Source organism: Nitrobacter sp. 62-23 (genome assembly GCF_001897285.1).
In the GTDB taxonomy this organism is placed as follows: domain Bacteria; phylum Pseudomonadota; class Alphaproteobacteria; order Rhizobiales; family Xanthobacteraceae; genus Nitrobacter.
In genome coordinates, this window is sequence record NZ_MKSM01000082.1 from 1 (window position 1) to 15,368 (window position 15,368).

At 59.2% G+C, this 15,368-nt stretch carries 14 protein-coding genes; 5 read left to right on the top strand and 9 right to left on the bottom strand.

Annotated elements, in window-relative coordinates; translation table 11 throughout:
• Positions 1-238 precede the first annotated feature (238 nt).
• A complete protein-coding gene (locus tag BGO16_RS07140) occupies positions 239-1,507 on the bottom strand; it encodes a hypothetical protein (protein ID WP_292617921.1) in 1,269 nt (422 codons plus the stop codon).
• A gap of 474 nt (positions 1,508-1,981) precedes the next feature.
• On the opposite strand from BGO16_RS07140, the gene BGO16_RS07145 reads away from it, so the two are divergent.
• From BGO16_RS07145 to BGO16_RS07155, 3 genes are all read left to right on the top strand, one after another.
• Positions 1,982-2,149 (top strand): hypothetical protein, encoded by a 168-nt coding sequence (locus tag BGO16_RS07145; RefSeq protein WP_292617922.1) that lies wholly within the window; start codon positions 1,982-1,984, stop codon positions 2,147-2,149.
• A 373-nt stretch (positions 2,150-2,522) separates the two neighbouring features.
• Positions 2,523-2,765, top strand: coding sequence for a hypothetical protein (locus BGO16_RS07150; RefSeq protein ID WP_292617923.1), 243 nt, complete (start codon positions 2,523-2,525; stop codon positions 2,763-2,765).
• 128 nt (positions 2,766-2,893) lie between these two features.
• On the top strand, positions 2,894-3,973 hold the full coding sequence (locus BGO16_RS07155) for a GTP-binding protein (protein ID WP_292617924.1): 1,080 nt from the start codon (positions 2,894-2,896) through the stop codon (positions 3,971-3,973).
• Positions 3,974-4,817: 844 nt separating this feature from the next.
• Here the strand turns inward: BGO16_RS07155 and BGO16_RS07160 are convergent.
• Together BGO16_RS07160 and BGO16_RS07165 are read right to left on the bottom strand one after the other, a co-directional pair.
• Entirely contained in the window at positions 4,818-5,015 is a 198-nt protein-coding gene (locus BGO16_RS07160; RefSeq protein ID WP_292617925.1) for a hypothetical protein, read from the bottom strand.
• Positions 5,016-6,425: 1,410 nt separating this feature from the next.
• Positions 6,426-7,190: a hypothetical protein gene (locus BGO16_RS07165; RefSeq protein WP_292617926.1), complete on the bottom strand. Its 765-nt coding sequence runs from the start codon at positions 7,188-7,190 to the stop codon at positions 6,426-6,428.
• A 649-nt stretch (positions 7,191-7,839) separates the two neighbouring features.
• On the opposite strand from BGO16_RS07165, the gene BGO16_RS07170 reads away from it, so the two are divergent.
• Entirely contained in the window at positions 7,840-8,238 is a 399-nt protein-coding gene (locus BGO16_RS07170) for a DUF59 domain-containing protein (protein WP_292617927.1), read from the top strand.
• 640 nt (positions 8,239-8,878) lie between these two features.
• On the opposite strand, the gene BGO16_RS07175 is transcribed toward BGO16_RS07170, so the two are convergent.
• From BGO16_RS07175 to argH, 4 genes are all read right to left on the bottom strand, one after another.
• Positions 8,879-9,280 (bottom strand): cytochrome c family protein, encoded by a 402-nt coding sequence (locus BGO16_RS07175; protein WP_292617928.1) that lies wholly within the window; start codon positions 9,278-9,280, stop codon positions 8,879-8,881.
• A 449-nt stretch (positions 9,281-9,729) separates the two neighbouring features.
• On the bottom strand, positions 9,730-10,995 hold the full coding sequence (gene lysA / locus BGO16_RS07180; protein WP_292617929.1) for a diaminopimelate decarboxylase: 1,266 nt from the start codon (positions 10,993-10,995) through the stop codon (positions 9,730-9,732).
• Between the two features lie 374 nt (positions 10,996-11,369).
• A complete protein-coding gene (locus BGO16_RS07185; RefSeq protein WP_292617930.1) occupies positions 11,370-11,648 on the bottom strand; it encodes a lipoprotein in 279 nt (92 codons plus the stop codon).
• A gap of 92 nt (positions 11,649-11,740) precedes the next feature.
• Complete coding sequence (gene argH / locus BGO16_RS07190) at positions 11,741-13,138, bottom strand: argininosuccinate lyase (RefSeq protein WP_292617932.1); 1,398 nt, start codon at positions 13,136-13,138, stop codon at positions 11,741-11,743.
• Between the two features lie 245 nt (positions 13,139-13,383).
• On the opposite strand from argH, the gene BGO16_RS07195 reads away from it, so the two are divergent.
• Positions 13,384-14,055 carry a TlpA disulfide reductase family protein gene (locus tag BGO16_RS07195; RefSeq protein ID WP_292617933.1) on the top strand — a complete coding sequence of 224 codons (672 nt, stop codon included), beginning with the start codon at positions 13,384-13,386 and terminating at the stop codon, positions 14,053-14,055.
• 129 nt (positions 14,056-14,184) lie between these two features.
• Here BGO16_RS07195 and BGO16_RS07200 read toward each other — a convergent pair whose 3' ends face one another.
• Together BGO16_RS07200 and BGO16_RS07205 are read right to left on the bottom strand one after the other, a co-directional pair.
• Positions 14,185-14,376 (bottom strand): putative motility protein, encoded by a 192-nt coding sequence (locus tag BGO16_RS07200; RefSeq protein ID WP_292617934.1) that lies wholly within the window; start codon positions 14,374-14,376, stop codon positions 14,185-14,187.
• 64 nt (positions 14,377-14,440) lie between these two features.
• A complete protein-coding gene (locus BGO16_RS07205) occupies positions 14,441-15,322 on the bottom strand; it encodes a 3-hydroxybutyryl-CoA dehydrogenase (protein WP_292617935.1) in 882 nt (293 codons plus the stop codon).
• Between the last annotated feature and the right edge of the window lie 46 nt (positions 15,323-15,368).

A 15,368-nucleotide genomic window follows, 5' to 3' on the forward strand; every position in this document is an offset into this window, starting at 1 on the left:
CGACATCCGGAAATCCTCCCGGACACAAGGAATCAGCCCCAATCAATCACCGCAAGAACAATTGAGTATCGAGCCTAGAGCCTTCCGCTCCTGATGGAATCAGAAGCGGGGCACTATGATTTTGATCTGACACGTTCTCTTCACGCGAGCCGGATTCCATCCTCGGGTCAAGCCCGAGGACATGCTTCGGTCGAAAACGCTCTGAGATGTCGCTTCGGCAGTCCAACGCCTTGCGGGGTCAGCGCGATGGCCGGCGCGTCGGCGCGGACTGCCGCCATTGTCGCGACAGGCTTATCAGCCGATCGCGGGAAATCGTGCCGCCGTGGTAGATGGCGCGCGACACCGCACCCGCGCCAAGCACCGCATCTCCAAATTCGTGCCGCCGCAGGAACGGATGATGCGGCAGATAGGTTCGGACCATTTCCCTGTATTTTTCCATCTCAGAGGGAGGCAGCCGGACGCGGCCCGCGCCATCGAGCGGCTTCGACTCGATGTACTGCGCAAGCAACGACAACTGCTCCTCGACGTCATAAACCGCATTCGGCAGCGCGGATTCGCATTGTTCGCTCAGCCGGTCCCGCAACTTGTCCTGTTCGCGGCCCAGGATCTCGTACAGAACCGCTTCGACCATTCCCCAGGCTTCGCGCCCGCCGTTTGCGCTAAGGTTTCTGGCGACGTTTGCGAAATCATCGATTACAGCCAGGATGGATCCCACAGCCGCAAGCACCGGGGCGTATCCGGCGAACACTTTGCCTCGCTCGTTCTGCCAAAGCTCTCCCGCCGGCAGACCCAGCGCCGCTTCGATTGCGTCAAAATAAACGGTGATGAAATCCTGCGCCTGTTCGGGATGTTTCAAATAGTGCGAACCGGATCGCGCGGCTGATGCGGCATAGGCGTGGATCAGTTGGCGCGCGCCCTCCTTGTCGAAAAACTCGACATTCGCCGCGACGTGCGTAATCCCGTGCTCGTTGAGTTTGAGCTGCTGCCGCGCCAATTCGATCGACTCGAACCTTCCCAGCAAGATCAGCTTAGGTCGCGAGGTAACACGTCGGTCGCTCCGCAGAAATTCGGCGCTGGATGCGAGGAACTGCTCGATTCCCGTTTCGCCCGACAGCAGCCTTCCTTCATCGAGAGCATCCACAATGACCGGAATCTTCCCCTCGTGAAATGCGGCGAGCGGGTCACTTTTGTCGGCGGCTTGCAGATCAGCCAGCATCGCACCGAGAGAGCCGGCCGAAACGGCGACTTTGGCCAGGTCGAGGATCGGCGCCTTGAGCGTCGCGGACAGTTGCCTTGCCAATGTGCTCTTGCCGATCGCGGCGGACGCCTCGATGAAAACGATCTCCTTCTCCAGGGCAGATGCGCCGCCCTCCTTGATTTCCAAACTTGGCGCCACGAACGGCGTCGGCGCCTCCCCGATGAAGAGATATCCGCTCTGATCGGATTTCGGGAAATGAACGGGACGATTCAACACCCGAGTGAGTACGTCTAGTGCAGTTTCCGGCATCAGGATGACCTCTTCGAAGGCCGCACGTTTACAATCGCGAAACCTCAGGTTCAATGGGCAACGTTAAGGTGTGCGGACGACATGCTCGAACCAGCGGTGACCGGTTAACGCACGGAGCGGACGACACCGCGCACCCGCGCATGACCGTCTGGAGGCGCGCTTCCAAAGCCGGACCGTCTGTCTATCAGTTCGGGATCACGAAACTCGCTGTGTTGCCCGCGGAGGGAAGATCGGCAGCACAATGAGTTGTACACGGAGCAGATGTCCGATGCTGCACCGCAATGTGCCTGAGCAGCGCCTGTCCATTGAGAATTCGTCGTTCGTTGAACCAAAAGCTGCGAGGCAACGCGGCGCGGAACGAGCAACGATCGTCAAATCGCTTATGTACGCGGGCAGGAATCCATGCCATAGGAAGCTATGCTAAAAGGTTGGAAAATCAGTTCCGTAAGACCCGGCAGAGGGGCCAGTGGTGCATTGCGCCACGAATTCATCCTTGTCGCCATCGCCGACCAGGCAGCGGCGATCCGGGCGGTCAAGGAGTGCCTTCCTGACGCAGAAATCACGGTCGATTCCGAAGCCAGTCCGGAGCTTCTGGCCGAATATCAGGTCATCGATGGCGAAATGGTCGTACTTGCCGATTGATCCGGATGCAGTAGATGGTTGTCATCGACCCCGTCTATGGGCGGTTCACTCCCGGCACGATCTTCACCATGTAGTTGCGAACGGTGCCTGACGCGCAACGTCCCTTGCCAGCCGCGATGGGCGGAAGCCATATTTCAGTCGACAGGGTCGAAAATTCTTCATAGCAACTGCTGAAGCGAGCTATCGGCGGGCGAGGTATCGGGACGAACGGCCCGGATTGGCAACAACGAAATCCGGCGCTATTCGAACAGGTCCCGTGCACCCACCCCTACCCTGGTCGCGTCATGAAGAAGCGGTGGCCCAAATACTGAAGACGCTGAGACGGCGGCCTAAGGAGAGAATATCAATGCGATACCGTACCAATCAGGGGCTGTTGATCGAGGCCGCCTCATCGGCTGAAGCAATTACCCGTCTGCGCGAGTCAAGCTGGAACGAGCAGAACCTCAGCGATCATGCCTATATGGAAGCGGTTGCCGATCGCATGTTCCAGGAAGGAATTCACGTCTCGACCATGAGCCCGGACATTTTCATCGCCGGGTTATTGGGCGCCGGTCTGCTGACGCGGGAGGCGGACGACGCCCAGCCGGATGCGGCGCAGCAGAAAACAGAGCGATAACAAAACAGAGCGATAACCAGGTCAGGCGGCTGCGACAGCCGTCAAACTCGGCGCCGGAGAGCGAGTCCTCGCGGCAATTGATGCAAAACGGCTGGATGCCTATATAGCTGGACCAGCGGAGAAACCAAATGACTGAAAAAATCCCGGTCACCGTGCTGACAGGCTATCTCGGCGCCGGCAAGACCACACTGCTTAATCGCATCCTCTCGGAGGAGCACGGCAAGAAATACGCCGTCATCGTCAACGAATTCGGCGAAATCGGCATCGATAACGACCTCGTCGTCGGCGCCGACGAGGAAGTGTTCGAGATGAACAACGGTTGCATCTGCTGCACCGTGCGCGGCGATCTCATGCGCATTCTTGCCGACCTGATGAAAAAGAACGGCAAATTCGACGCCATCATCGTGGAGACGACGGGGCTCGCTGATCCGGCGCCGGTGGCACAGACCTTCTTCGTCGACGAGAACGTTGGAAATAAAACCAAGCTCGACGCGGTCGTCACCGTCACCGACGCCAAGTGGCTCAACGACAGGCTCAAGGATGCTCCCGAAGCCAAGAACCAGATCGCCTTCGCCGACGTGATCCTGATCAACAAAACCGATCTCGTCTCGCCGGACGAACTCAGCGAGATCGAAGCGCGCATCCGCGGCATCAACCCTTACGCAAAGCTGCACAGAACCCAGCGGGCTCAGATCCCGCTCAACGAGATTCTGGAGCGCAATGCCTTCGACCTCGACCGCATTCTCGATTTCGAACCGGCTTTCCTCGAAGCCAAGGACCACAGCCACGATCATGACCATGGCCACGATCATCACCACGACCACGGCGATGACCACCATCATGATCACGATCATGACCATCACGATCACAAGCACGAAGAACACAACGGCGGGCTCAAACACTATCACGACGAGGAGATGCAATCGCTTTCGTTCCGGACCGACAAGCCGCTGGACGCGGATAAGTTTTTTGCCTGGATCGAGGATCTGGTGCAGGTCGAGGGTCCGAATATTTTGCGAAGCAAGGGCATCCTTGCGTTCAAGGACGAGGATCGGCGCTTCGTATTCCAGGGCGTGCATATGATTCTGGACGGCGACCATCAGCGCCCCTGGAAAGAGGATGAGAAGCGCGAAAGCCGCATGGTCTTCATAGGCCGCAACCTGCCGGAAGAGAAAATCGCCGAAGGATTCCAGAGCTGCATCGCCTGATGTGAGCAATGGCCATAGCCGACTGATATTGTGAACGGCCGAGAGCTTCACGGTTTCACGGAAACGGTGAAGCTCTCGTTTTGATTTTGACACGTTTTCGTCGCGCGAACCGGTATCCATCCTTGGGTCAAGCCCGAGAACACGTTTTGCCCGAAAGCGCTGTAATAATCAGACTCGACGACAGATCCGGGTGTCGGCCACACAGCCAATCCGACCTCGCATTCCAGGAAGATGCTCCATGGAAGCGCGACGACCACATACACCGCGCCATTTGAACAGCAGTAAGAGCGGCCAAAGACTCAGCTCAAAGAGCTAGACTAGATGGAATCAGAAGCGTGGCTCTGTGAGTTTGATCCGACGCGTTTTCTTCACGCGAACCGATATAACTTCGCTCGAAAACGCTCTAGCTCTAGCTCTAGCTCTAGCTCTAGCTCTAGCTGCGGAATTCGACAGGCTTTTCCTGCCATCACGAAACTGCTGACCGCTTGATGTAATCAGGATCGTTCGAAGAAGCCGCATATCCGTCCAAGGAAGATAGCGCGCTCGCCATCGCTGGAGACTTCGGTTGGCCGTCAGCAAGTATCGAATTCCGACGTCTCGACCTGCGCTGGGCGCGCACCTTAGTCGTAAGCATTCTCAAGGAAGCTCGGCATTCGCGTTCAGCCGCGGGTGATGCTGGCATGCTTACGGTTAGCCATCCCGAGCCTCTCCGGAAATGACCGAGTGTGCCTTCGCCTATAACGGTCTTGGGCATAGACATTACACGGGTAACGACGACACCGAGACCGTCGCCGGAAGGACGATGGCGGATGCCATCGGCCTGCCCGCGCGACACTCCGGATTTCTACGGCTCCTCAGAGGGCCGCGAGAAAATGATGAGCAAGAAGCCCACAACGGCCATTCCCGCGCCGTAATAGACCCACTCGGTATGCCTGACGAGGATGCTATCGGCGGGAAGGTTGTAAAACCGGAAGCCCTGTCCCATGAAGCCCAGTCCGGCGACCAGGGTAATAACCCCGACGATTCTCAATAGAGCGTGCATTCTAAGGCGTTATCCCGGATGTTGTTGATGTTATTGAATGAGGCCAAGCAGAGAGTTCTTTATACTATGCGTCCTCGGGTTTCGCTTCAACTCCATTTGCACGCTTGACGATATTCCATCATTGCTAATGCGGCGAGCATGCGCTGAGGGCGGAAACAGTCCTGTCAGCTTTTCAATCGACAAGGCTCGCTTGCTTCTGTATCGCGTCGAAGCGATCATGTCATTGTGCGCCGCGATTTTCTTTCGCGGCGCGGCAGGCCAACAAGAAACAATAGTCGCAGTTTTTTGACGACCAGGTCGAGACTCAGTTTGCACTCCACAAAAAGTGTGTGCAGAGGGAAACCAGCCGACATTATCGGCGCGTCTGCCTTTAGCGCATGGCCACGCGGCGGAAGTCCTTAAAACGGCGGAACGTGCGCTCGATGAGGTTTCGCCTGCAACAGGGTCGCAATCACGCGTGCGGGCGCTTGCGCGTCGGATTAGGCGGGATGACCGCTTCCGTTTCACCGTTCAGCGGACCAATCGCGCAGACGTGCTGCATCACAGGCACGCTCGGTCAGCAGCTTGTGGGAGGACGGCGTGCAGCCGTCTTGGCACCAGCTAGAGTCTTTCACCGTTTCATGGAAACAGTGAAAGACTCTAGGCTCTTGATTTGACGCGTTTTCTTCACGCGAACCGGTATCCACTTCGCTCGAAAACGCTCTAGGTCAAAAGCATTTCCGACCTTCACGACAAAAACGAATCCGGCCTCAATCGTCGCTCAAACGCATGGATTTTCGTCGTGCGCAGACAGTACGGCTCCTGGCGGCAGAAACGCGCGACAAGACCCTGGCGACAAGTGTCGACTCCTGCGGATTGGAAGGAAGCCGGGCTCAACTTCAAAAGAGAAAACACGGGTTCAAGCTTGGATCGGCCGATCTTCGTGCGAAGACGTAAGCAATGGTGAAGGCATCAAACGATCTGCGAGGGTTCGTCTTCCTCGATGAAACCGGGCCACGGCCGATATGGCGGCCTGATGCGGGGCTTCGCGCGAACCGGTGTCCATCCTCAGGTCTCAAGCCCGAAGACATGCCTATCCTTGCCCGCAAGCAGCGGGCCGCAGCGCAAATACGGCCTCAGCTAACTGGAGCATACACGAGGGTGATGGAATGGCAGGACGGATCGAAAGATTTCGGCTTCTGATAGAATCAGAAACAAGCCTCAATTGCTTTGCTTCTTCGTTTCTTCGCGCGACCTAGTCCCCCCGAGTCGAGCCAGAAGCGGGCGAGGCTAAAAAAAGCACTGTACCCAAAGTACTATAAGTGCATCATCCGATAGCTGAAAATGCGTCGACCGCGGTACGCGCTATCCTCATTTCCGAGGGTGGCGCGTTTAACCGCGGTCGTCGACGAATAGGCAGCTTAGCGAAAGCTAGGCGGCAGAAGCTGACTTGGTCTTGACTTCGTTCTCCGGCTTCTGAGTCGAAGGTCTCGTCTTCACCGTGGGCATGCCGTTCTGGAAACTTACCTCGACATCCCCTGCACCGATACCGGCAGCCATTTCAGCTTCAAGAATAGAAGGCTGCTTGGGGGCTGTGAGCCGCTGGAATGATTCAGCGAGTGCCATCGAAAAATCAATGGCCGTGCCGCGGAACGTATCCCACAACATCACCGCACCCTGACTCGGTACAAACATTCCCTGCTTGCCCGAACTCCGGTTCAGAGCGAGACGCGAATCGCGCGCGCGCCGATGCCTGGCATGCGTATGATCGTGCTCGTCTTCCTGAGCGTTGGCGGGCAACTGCAGCACGGTAGCGGTCTGCCCGCTGACGAGCTGCGTGATCTTCAGAACCTGCCCATTCGGAAACTCGAGGGCATCGTGCTGAACGTGGGGGTTATCCACATCGACTTTACGGAAGCTCGCGACCTTGTGATCGACACGAGCCTTGCCCGAGAACTTTATGCCAAGAAAGCTGCGGGGGCACTCATACTGAACGTTCTCGTCAAAAGCGAGTTCCGTTCCTGGAAGCAGGCAGACCGCCAATTCGGGCGGGCTGTCGTGAATCACAAGCTTGGGGCCGAGCTCGCCAACGGCGGCAAAGCCGCGCACGTTTGATTTCGCAAGCTCCATCGTAACCAGCTTATCGGCGACCTTGGCAGGCCGCGACGCCACGTGATGCAGACTGTAGTCGCACATGAAGGGCTCCTCTGGTTGGGACTACGCACTCCCCACATCAATAACAATACCCGCGATGCGAACTCGTTCCGCCTGTTTTTCACTCGTGGATTGCTCACTCGCGAAGGCGGTTGCGTATCTTAGTCCAACGATCCAACCATGCTAAATTGGTGTAGTGAAAACCTACCATGGCAATAACGTTCGCGTCAACTCCATTCCGTGCAGATAGCTGGTGACATGAGGGGCAATTCCCTTTTGAAATCGGGCCAAAATCCGCCATATCCGAGCCGATCCGCTCCAGAAAATCCAGGCCACGGCTAGAATTGCTCAAACCGGCAGGTCCGGGGATCACGGGACGTCCCGACCACCCGCTTGCATTATCCGCCCTCGCGCCGATATCGCCGGGACGGATCGAGGGGCCGGCGCGCTCAAGCCCGGCCGCAAGCCAGCGGAATGGCATCGGAGGTCTCCCTGTTGACGCTTGGAGAAGACCCGCAACTGCGCTATGTAGAGCAGATACGCCGCCTCAAGCTGAAGGCTGCATCGACGAACGCTTTGACGACGTTCGGGCGGACAACAAATCCGAATCCGCACTCATCCTGACCGCGCTGGCCAAACCTGGTGCGGCCCGTTCGCCAAAGCGCAGAGGTAACGCGCAGGAGTATTGGCTATGACCGACGAGGCGAACCTGGCGAGAACCGAAGGCGTTTCCTCGGTTGACGCGGATGCGACCGATTCGTCATCGAGCGTCCCGGCTGACGAAATGTCGCGCCTGGGCGAAGACATCGTCGGCGCGCTCAAGACGGTCTATGATCCGGAGATTCCGGCTGACCTCTATGAACTTGGTCTGATTTATAAAATCATCATCGACGACGACCGCAGGGTCAATATCGAGATGACGCTGACGTCGCCGAATTGTCCGTCGGCGGCCGAACTGCCTGGCCAGGTGGAGCACGCGGTCAAGAGTGTATCCGGCGTTCAGGATGCCAAGGTGGCGATCGTCTGGGAGCCGGCCTGGGATCCCAGCCGCATGTCGGACGAGGCGCGCACCGTGCTCAACATGTGGTGATGATCGGAGCTTCAACCGGTCGCATCAAATTGGGGTTGCATTGCTGACAGCCGGCGCCACCAACCCAGCCCATGGAAGCCTGTGGACCAAGCCCCAGCCGCGATCAAGTCAAAGTCCCCGACGAACAAAAAAAGCCTGACGATGTTCCGAGCTTGCCCGGTCGTTGCCGCGTGATTTCCGTTTAGGGGGGCGCCGATAGCTTCCGGAGACAGGTCATGTCAGACAGGTCATGTCCGGATAGGCTGCTGAGCGCCGTTACACCCCGCGGACGAACGTCCCGCTCGGAAATCGTTTGACGAGATGTATAGCGTTTTCGAGCGAAGGATGCCCTGGGCTTGATCCGGGAACGGATACCGGTTCGTATCAAGAAAACGCGTCAAATCAAAATCATAGAGCCGCTTCAGAGATCCTGGAGGGCTCCGGCCTTAGAACCCCGGCCTTAGAACCCCGGCCTTAGAACCAAAGGCTCGAGCCTCAGACCCCTGGCATCTTCAGCTTGACTTGAACACCCGCCCCGTGATGGCGAACGCGAGCGGACGCTCGCGAACGCCATGGGGCGCGTGGCACACTCGAAATCAGCAAGCCGGTCTTGCTGTCGGCTTCCGTTCGCAGGCCTATGACCTGCTCACGTCTTGCCTGCTCACTTCGGCAGCGGCGCCGGGTCCTTCGAGAGCGTGTTGAGATACGCGATCAGGTCAGCGCGCTTGTTCTCGCTCTTCAAGCCCGCGAAGCTCATCGACGTGCCCTTAACGTAGGTGCGCGGATCTTCTATCCATCGGTCAAGCTCGGCGAAGGTCCACTTGCCACCCTTTGCCTTCAAGGCTGCGGAATAGTTAAAGCCCGCAACCGAAGCAACCGGCCGATTGACAATGCCGAAGAGGTCAGGACCGATCTTGGGGCCCTTGCCTTCCTCGGTGTTGTGGCAAATCTGGCACTGCTTGACGAGCGCGGCACCGCGCTCGGCGGAAGCGCTGGCAAGCAACTTGTTGAACGCCGCCGGATCGGTGGCGGCGGCAGCTGGCGCGGCGGCGGCTTCCTTCACGTCCGCTTTATGGGAAGCTTCGGCGTGCGGCTTCTCCGGCGCGCTGAACGACTCGTCGATGATCCGTACCGTTTGAACAAACAACAATGTTCCCAGCAGCGCGCCGAGAATAGCGTTGGTCCGGTTTGAATGCACTGTATCACTCCCAGAGGTCATTACTGAAGTACTCCCAGCGGTAGAGGAGCCAAAAAAACCCGGGAATACCCCGGACGAACTGAAAGGATCGATGGCGGCGGCACCCCCCAGATCATCGATCTTGGAACAGCCCCACTATAGCCCGTTTTGCGTGCCTAAGGGGAGCGGCGCGCACACCCATATCAAATAGATGTTTGTCGCGCAACGGTTCACCCCGAAGCCTGACGCGCCGAATTTTGCACTGCGAATGCTATCGTTTATAGTGCAGCGCACTGAGTTCGCGAATGGTGAACGCGGCATCTCTAAGGATACGATCACAGCCAGGGCGCGACCGCATCCATCGCAATGAGTTGCTCGATCTCAATGCGCGGGCGCACCACAGCGTACTGATCGTCCTTGACCAACACCTCTGGGATCAGCGCGCGCGTATTGTAGGTCCCCGATTGCACCGCGCCGTAAGCGCCGGCGGTCATGATCGCGAGAAGATCGCCGGATTGCGGCTCCGGCAAGTTGCGTTCGAGCGCCAGATAGTCTCCGGTCTCGCAGACCGGTCCGACCACATCGGCAACCAACACCGGCGCATCCTTCGACGCCGCGCGCACCGGCATGATCTGGTGATAAGCCTCATATAGCGTCGGGCGGATCAGATCGTTCATGGCGGCGTCGATGATGACGAAATTCCGCGCGTCGCCACGCTTCACGTAGATCACGCGCGTGACCAGAATGCCGGCATTGCCGACGATCATGCGGCCCGGCTCAAACACCAGCGTGCAGCCGAGATTGCCGGTCACGCGCCTGACCATGTCGGCATAGGCACGCGGCTCGGGCGGAGCGGCACGGTCTTCGTAATAGGGAATACCGAGACCGCCGCCAAAATCGACGTGGCTGATCGTGTGACCATCGGCGCGCAACGTAACGACGAAATCGGCAAGCAGGCGGAAGGCCGCCTCCATCGGACCAAGGTCGGTGATCTGGCTACCGATGTGCATGTCGACACCGGTAATCGCAATGCCTGGCAGCTTTGCCGCGCGGGCATAGACCGCGCGCGCCTGCGCAACAGGAATGCCGAACTTGTTCTCCGACTTGCCGGTCGAAATCTTGGCATGCGTGCCAGAATCGACATCGGGATTGACGCGCAGCGAGATGCGCGCCGTGCGCCCGGTTTCTGACGCAAGGCTGGACAGCAGATCGAGTTCGGGCTCGGATTCCACGTTGATGCAGAGAACGTCCGCATCGAGCGCTGCGCGCAATTCGGCTTCGGTCTTGCCGACGCCCGAGAACAGGACCTTGCCCGGCGGAATTCCGGCCGCCAGCGCGCGCTTGAGTTCGCCGCCCGACACCACGTCCGCTCCGGCCCCAAGTTTCGCCAGCGTCCGCAGCACCGACTGATTTGAGTTGGCCTTCATGGCATAGCAGATCAGATGGTCGACGCCTGCGAAGGCGTCGGCAAACACGCGGTAGTGCCGCTCCAACGTCGCGGTCGAATAACAATAGAACGGCGTGCCGATGACGCCGGCCAACGTCGACAGGTTGACGCTCTCGGCGTGCAGCACGCCGCCGCGGTAATCAAAGTGGCGCATGGACCTGGTATCCCGAATCCGAAGTTCGCCTCGCGATGCAGCACCTTCCGTAGCGAACTTCGGATTCGAAAGGACACTCGAGCATGATCCCGAAAAGTGGGAATCATGCTCAACAAAAATATAAGCGACGAGTCTGAGGCTAACGCAGTTGAGACAGACTCGTGCGAATTTACAGACTCTAGCGAATATATAGTGTGGTCTGGGTTCAGAAGTTCGCTTGAAGGGCACGCTGAGATGATGAAGCGAACTTCTGAATTACCAAACTAGGGCGTTTTCAAGCGAAGTGGAAACCGGTTCGCGTGAAGAAAACGCGTCACATCAAGATCATGGAGCCCCGCTTCTGATTTTGTCAGAAGCGGAAAGGCTCCAGCGCCTCAGTGGCTATCGAGCAGCGGATCGAGGATGAAGGATTTCCTGGCGCCCTTGGACGCCGCCGGATCATTGTTCATGCCGTAGGACGGGTCGAACAGGCTGCCCTTGGCCGCCGCCTCGCGCGCGCTGTCATCGGCCGCCGCCGTGGCACGCGACTGCTCCGACGCGGTCGGCGGCAGATCGAGGCCACCCTTGCGCCCGCAACCGGCCAGCGCCAGCGCGGCAGCCGTCAGAAAAAACAGGACCCATCTCGTGGGCACCGGGCTCGAAGTGCTGTTCACGGCGATATCCCCAATCGGCGGCACACTATACAAACAATGTCCTGGTCTGACGAGAACCGAAAGTCCGGAAAAATTCGAGACGGCGTTTCGGATCAGCCCAACTTTTGCTCTTTTTCCAGACGCCTGAGCCAGGCCTTGGCTTGAGCGCTGACGTTTTTCGGCGCGGTCCCGCCATAGCTCGTGCGGCTTTTCACCGACGCCTCGACGGACAGCATCGCAAGCGCATCGCGCGTGATGCGGGGCTCGACCGCCTGCATCGCGGACAGCGGCAACTCATGCAGCGCGACGCCCTGCTTCGAGGCGGCCGCGACGATGCGCCCGGTGACATGATGCGCATCGCGGAACGGGATCTTCAGCGTCCGCACCAGCCAGTCCGCGAGATCGGTCGCGGTGGCATAGCCCTCCCCCGCCGCAACTTTCATTCGCGCCTCGTCCGGCACAAGGTCGGCGACCATGCCGGTCATGGCGCGAACCGCCAGCGAGAGCGCGCCGAACGCTTCCATCGCGCCCTGCTTGTCCTCCTGCATGTCCTTTTGATAGGCTAGTGGCAGTCCCTTCATCACGATCAGCAGCGCCGTGAGCGCCCCGACGACACGGCCGGTCTTGGCGCGCACCAGTTCGGCGGCGTCCGGATTGCGTTTCTGCGGCATGATCGAGGAGCCCGTGGTGAACTTGTCCGACAGCCGCACGAGGCCGACCAGCGGCGAGGTCCAGATCACGATCTCCTCGGCGAAGCGCGACAGATGGGTCGATGCGATCGCGGCGGCCGAGAGCGTCTCCAGCACGAAGTCTCGATCGGACACCGCGTCGAGCGAATTCGCCATCGGGCGATCGAAACCGAGCCCCTTCGCGGTGGCGCCGCGATCGATCGGAAAGGATGTGCCCGCCAGCGCCGCCGCCCCCAGCGGGCTCTCGTTCAGGCGCTTGCGCGCATCGGCGAAGCGGCCGCGGTCGCGCGCCGCCATCTCGACATAGGCCATCAGATGATGGCCGAAGGTCACCGGCTGCGCGGTCTGCAAATGCGTGAAGCCCGGCATCACCGTTCCGGCATGCTCCAGCGCGCGGGTCGCCAGAACACGCTGAAAGTCCGCGAACGCGGCGTCGGTCTGGTCGATGACGTCGCGGACGTAGAGACGGAAATCGGTCGCAACCTGATCGTTGCGCGAGCGCGCCGTGTGCAACCGTCCGGCGGCGGCGCCGATCAATTCCGCGAGCCGGCTCTCGACATTCATGTGAATGTCCTCAAGCGCCCGCTTGAAATCAAAGGAGCCCTTGCGAATCTCTGACAAAATCGTGTCTAGACCCCTGCCTATGTTTTTTGCATCATCCGCCGTGATGATGCCTTGAGCGGCCAGCATGGCAGCATGGACCTTGGACGCGGCGATGTCCTGGGCGTGGAGATGGCGATCGACGTCGATCGAGACGTTGATTTCTTCCATGATCGCGTCGGGACCTTCGCCGAACCGGCCGCCCCACATCTTGTTGCTCATGCCTTGACGCTCATGCCGCACGTTCATTCCATGTCTGCCGGAGGATCGATCCACCTGGTTCGTTCCAGCCTTTGGATTCTTTCACCCTTTCACCGAAACGGTGAAAGAATCCAGATTCCTGATTTGACCGTTTCTTCACGCGAACCGGAGTCCATCCTCGGATCAGGCCCGACGACATGCTTCGCTCAAAAACGCTATAAGGCCGAAGCCTGCATACCCGCATCTTATACAGGATGACAAACGATATGACTGAAACCACCCCGCCGCCCCGCCGCACCCAAAGCAGGCTTCCCGTAGGCCCGCTGGTCGCGGTCACCATCGTCGTCGCGGTCACGGCCACGCTTCTGGGAGCCGGGCACCTCCGATATGCGAGATCCGCAGCGAACGCCGGCGTACCCTGCAGTCCCGCCGTGGAACTATCCAGGAAGCTCGCTCCCCGCGCCATCGGCGAAGTGGCCGCCCTGACGATGGCCTCAAAACCGCGCCAGATGCCGGACCTCGCCTTCATGGACGGCGACGGTCAACCCCGGAGGCTTTCGGACTGGAAGGGAAAAACCGTTCTCCTGAACCTGTGGGCAACCTGGTGCGTGCCCTGCCGCAAGGAGATGCCCGCGCTGGATGCACTTGAAGGCAAGCTCGGCAGCGACAAGTTCGCTGTTGTCGCCATCAACATCGACACCCGCGACGCCGACAAGCCGAAGGCCTTTCTGAGAGACGCCAACCTGACCCGTCTCGGCAATTTTCATGATGAAAAAGCGGAAGTTTTCCAACAGCTTAAATCGATCGGCCTGGCGCTAGGCATGCCGACTTCCGTGCTGATCGACGGGCAGGGATGCGAGATCGGCAACTTGGCGGGGCCGGCGGAATGGAACAGCCCTGACGCAATCGAACTGATTCAGGCATCGTTGACGCAATAGGCGCAGACGATGCCGTTGAAAGCGGCTAGAGTCTTTCCGCTTCTGATGGAATCAGAAGCGGGGCTTTATGATTTTGATTTGACGCGTTTTTTCTTCGCGCGAACCGATCCCTATCGCTCGAAAAACGCTCTAAACTGAAATGTCGAGATTGCCGCCGATGCCCAGCGCGTTGTTCGCCGCCGGGCCGGTTTGCGACGGGACCAGCAACTGAAGCACCTGCGCCTGGGCGTCGAGGTTCATCTTCAGCGCGCGAGTCGCGATCTGCGACTGCGTATTCGCCGCCATCATCCCGGCGGCGGCGGCCACCAGACTCATATCCATGCTTGGAACTCCACGGCACGTTCTAACGGCTATGGGTTAACGAATGCTGGAGGAAGAGGACGGATCAGCGCGTCGGAACCGGTTTCTCGCCGCGGTAATCGTAGAAGCCGCGCTGGCTCTTGCGGCCGAGCCATCCGGCCTCGACGTATTTCACCAACAGCGGACAGGGCCGATACTTGGAGTCGGCCAGTCCTTCGTGCAGCACCTGCATGATCGACAGGCAGGTGTCGAGGCCGATGAAGTCGGCGAGTTCAAGCGGTCCCATCGGATGGTGCGCGCCGAGCCTCATGGCGGCGTCGATCGCCTCGACGTTGCCGACGCCTTCGTACAGCGTATAGATCGCCTCGTTAATCATCGGCAGCAGGATGCGGTTGACGATGAAAGCCGGGAAATCCTCCGATACGGCGATCTGCTTGCCGAGCCTGCCGACAAATGCCTTGGCCGCATCGAAGGTCGCATCGTCGGTCGCGATGCCGCGGATCAACTCCACCAGCTCCATCAGCGGCACCGGATTCATGAAGTGAATGCCGATGAACCTCTCCGGACGGTCGGTGGATGAGGCAAGCCGCGTAATCGAGATCGACGACGTGTTCGAGGCAATAATGGCCTCGGGCTTCAGTACCGCGCACAGATCATGGAAAATCTTGCGCTTGACCTCCTCCTTCTCGACGGCCGTCTCGATCACCAGATCGCAATCGGCCAGCCCATCGAGAGATTCAGTCTGTCCGATCCGCGCAAGCGCCTTGTCGCGAGCATCCTCGGTGATGATCTTCTTCGACACCTGACGCGACAGGTTGCCGTTGATGATCGCCATGGCCGCCTTTAACTGGTCGGAGGACAAATCGTTGAGGACAACGTCGAACCCGGCAAGAGCCGCCACATGCGCGATGCCGTTGCCCATCTGACCCGAACCGATCACGCCGACTTTTCTGATCATTGCCGCCATCTTGCCATCTCACCGGGCCTGAACCGCGCAGACTTCGGTTCGCCCA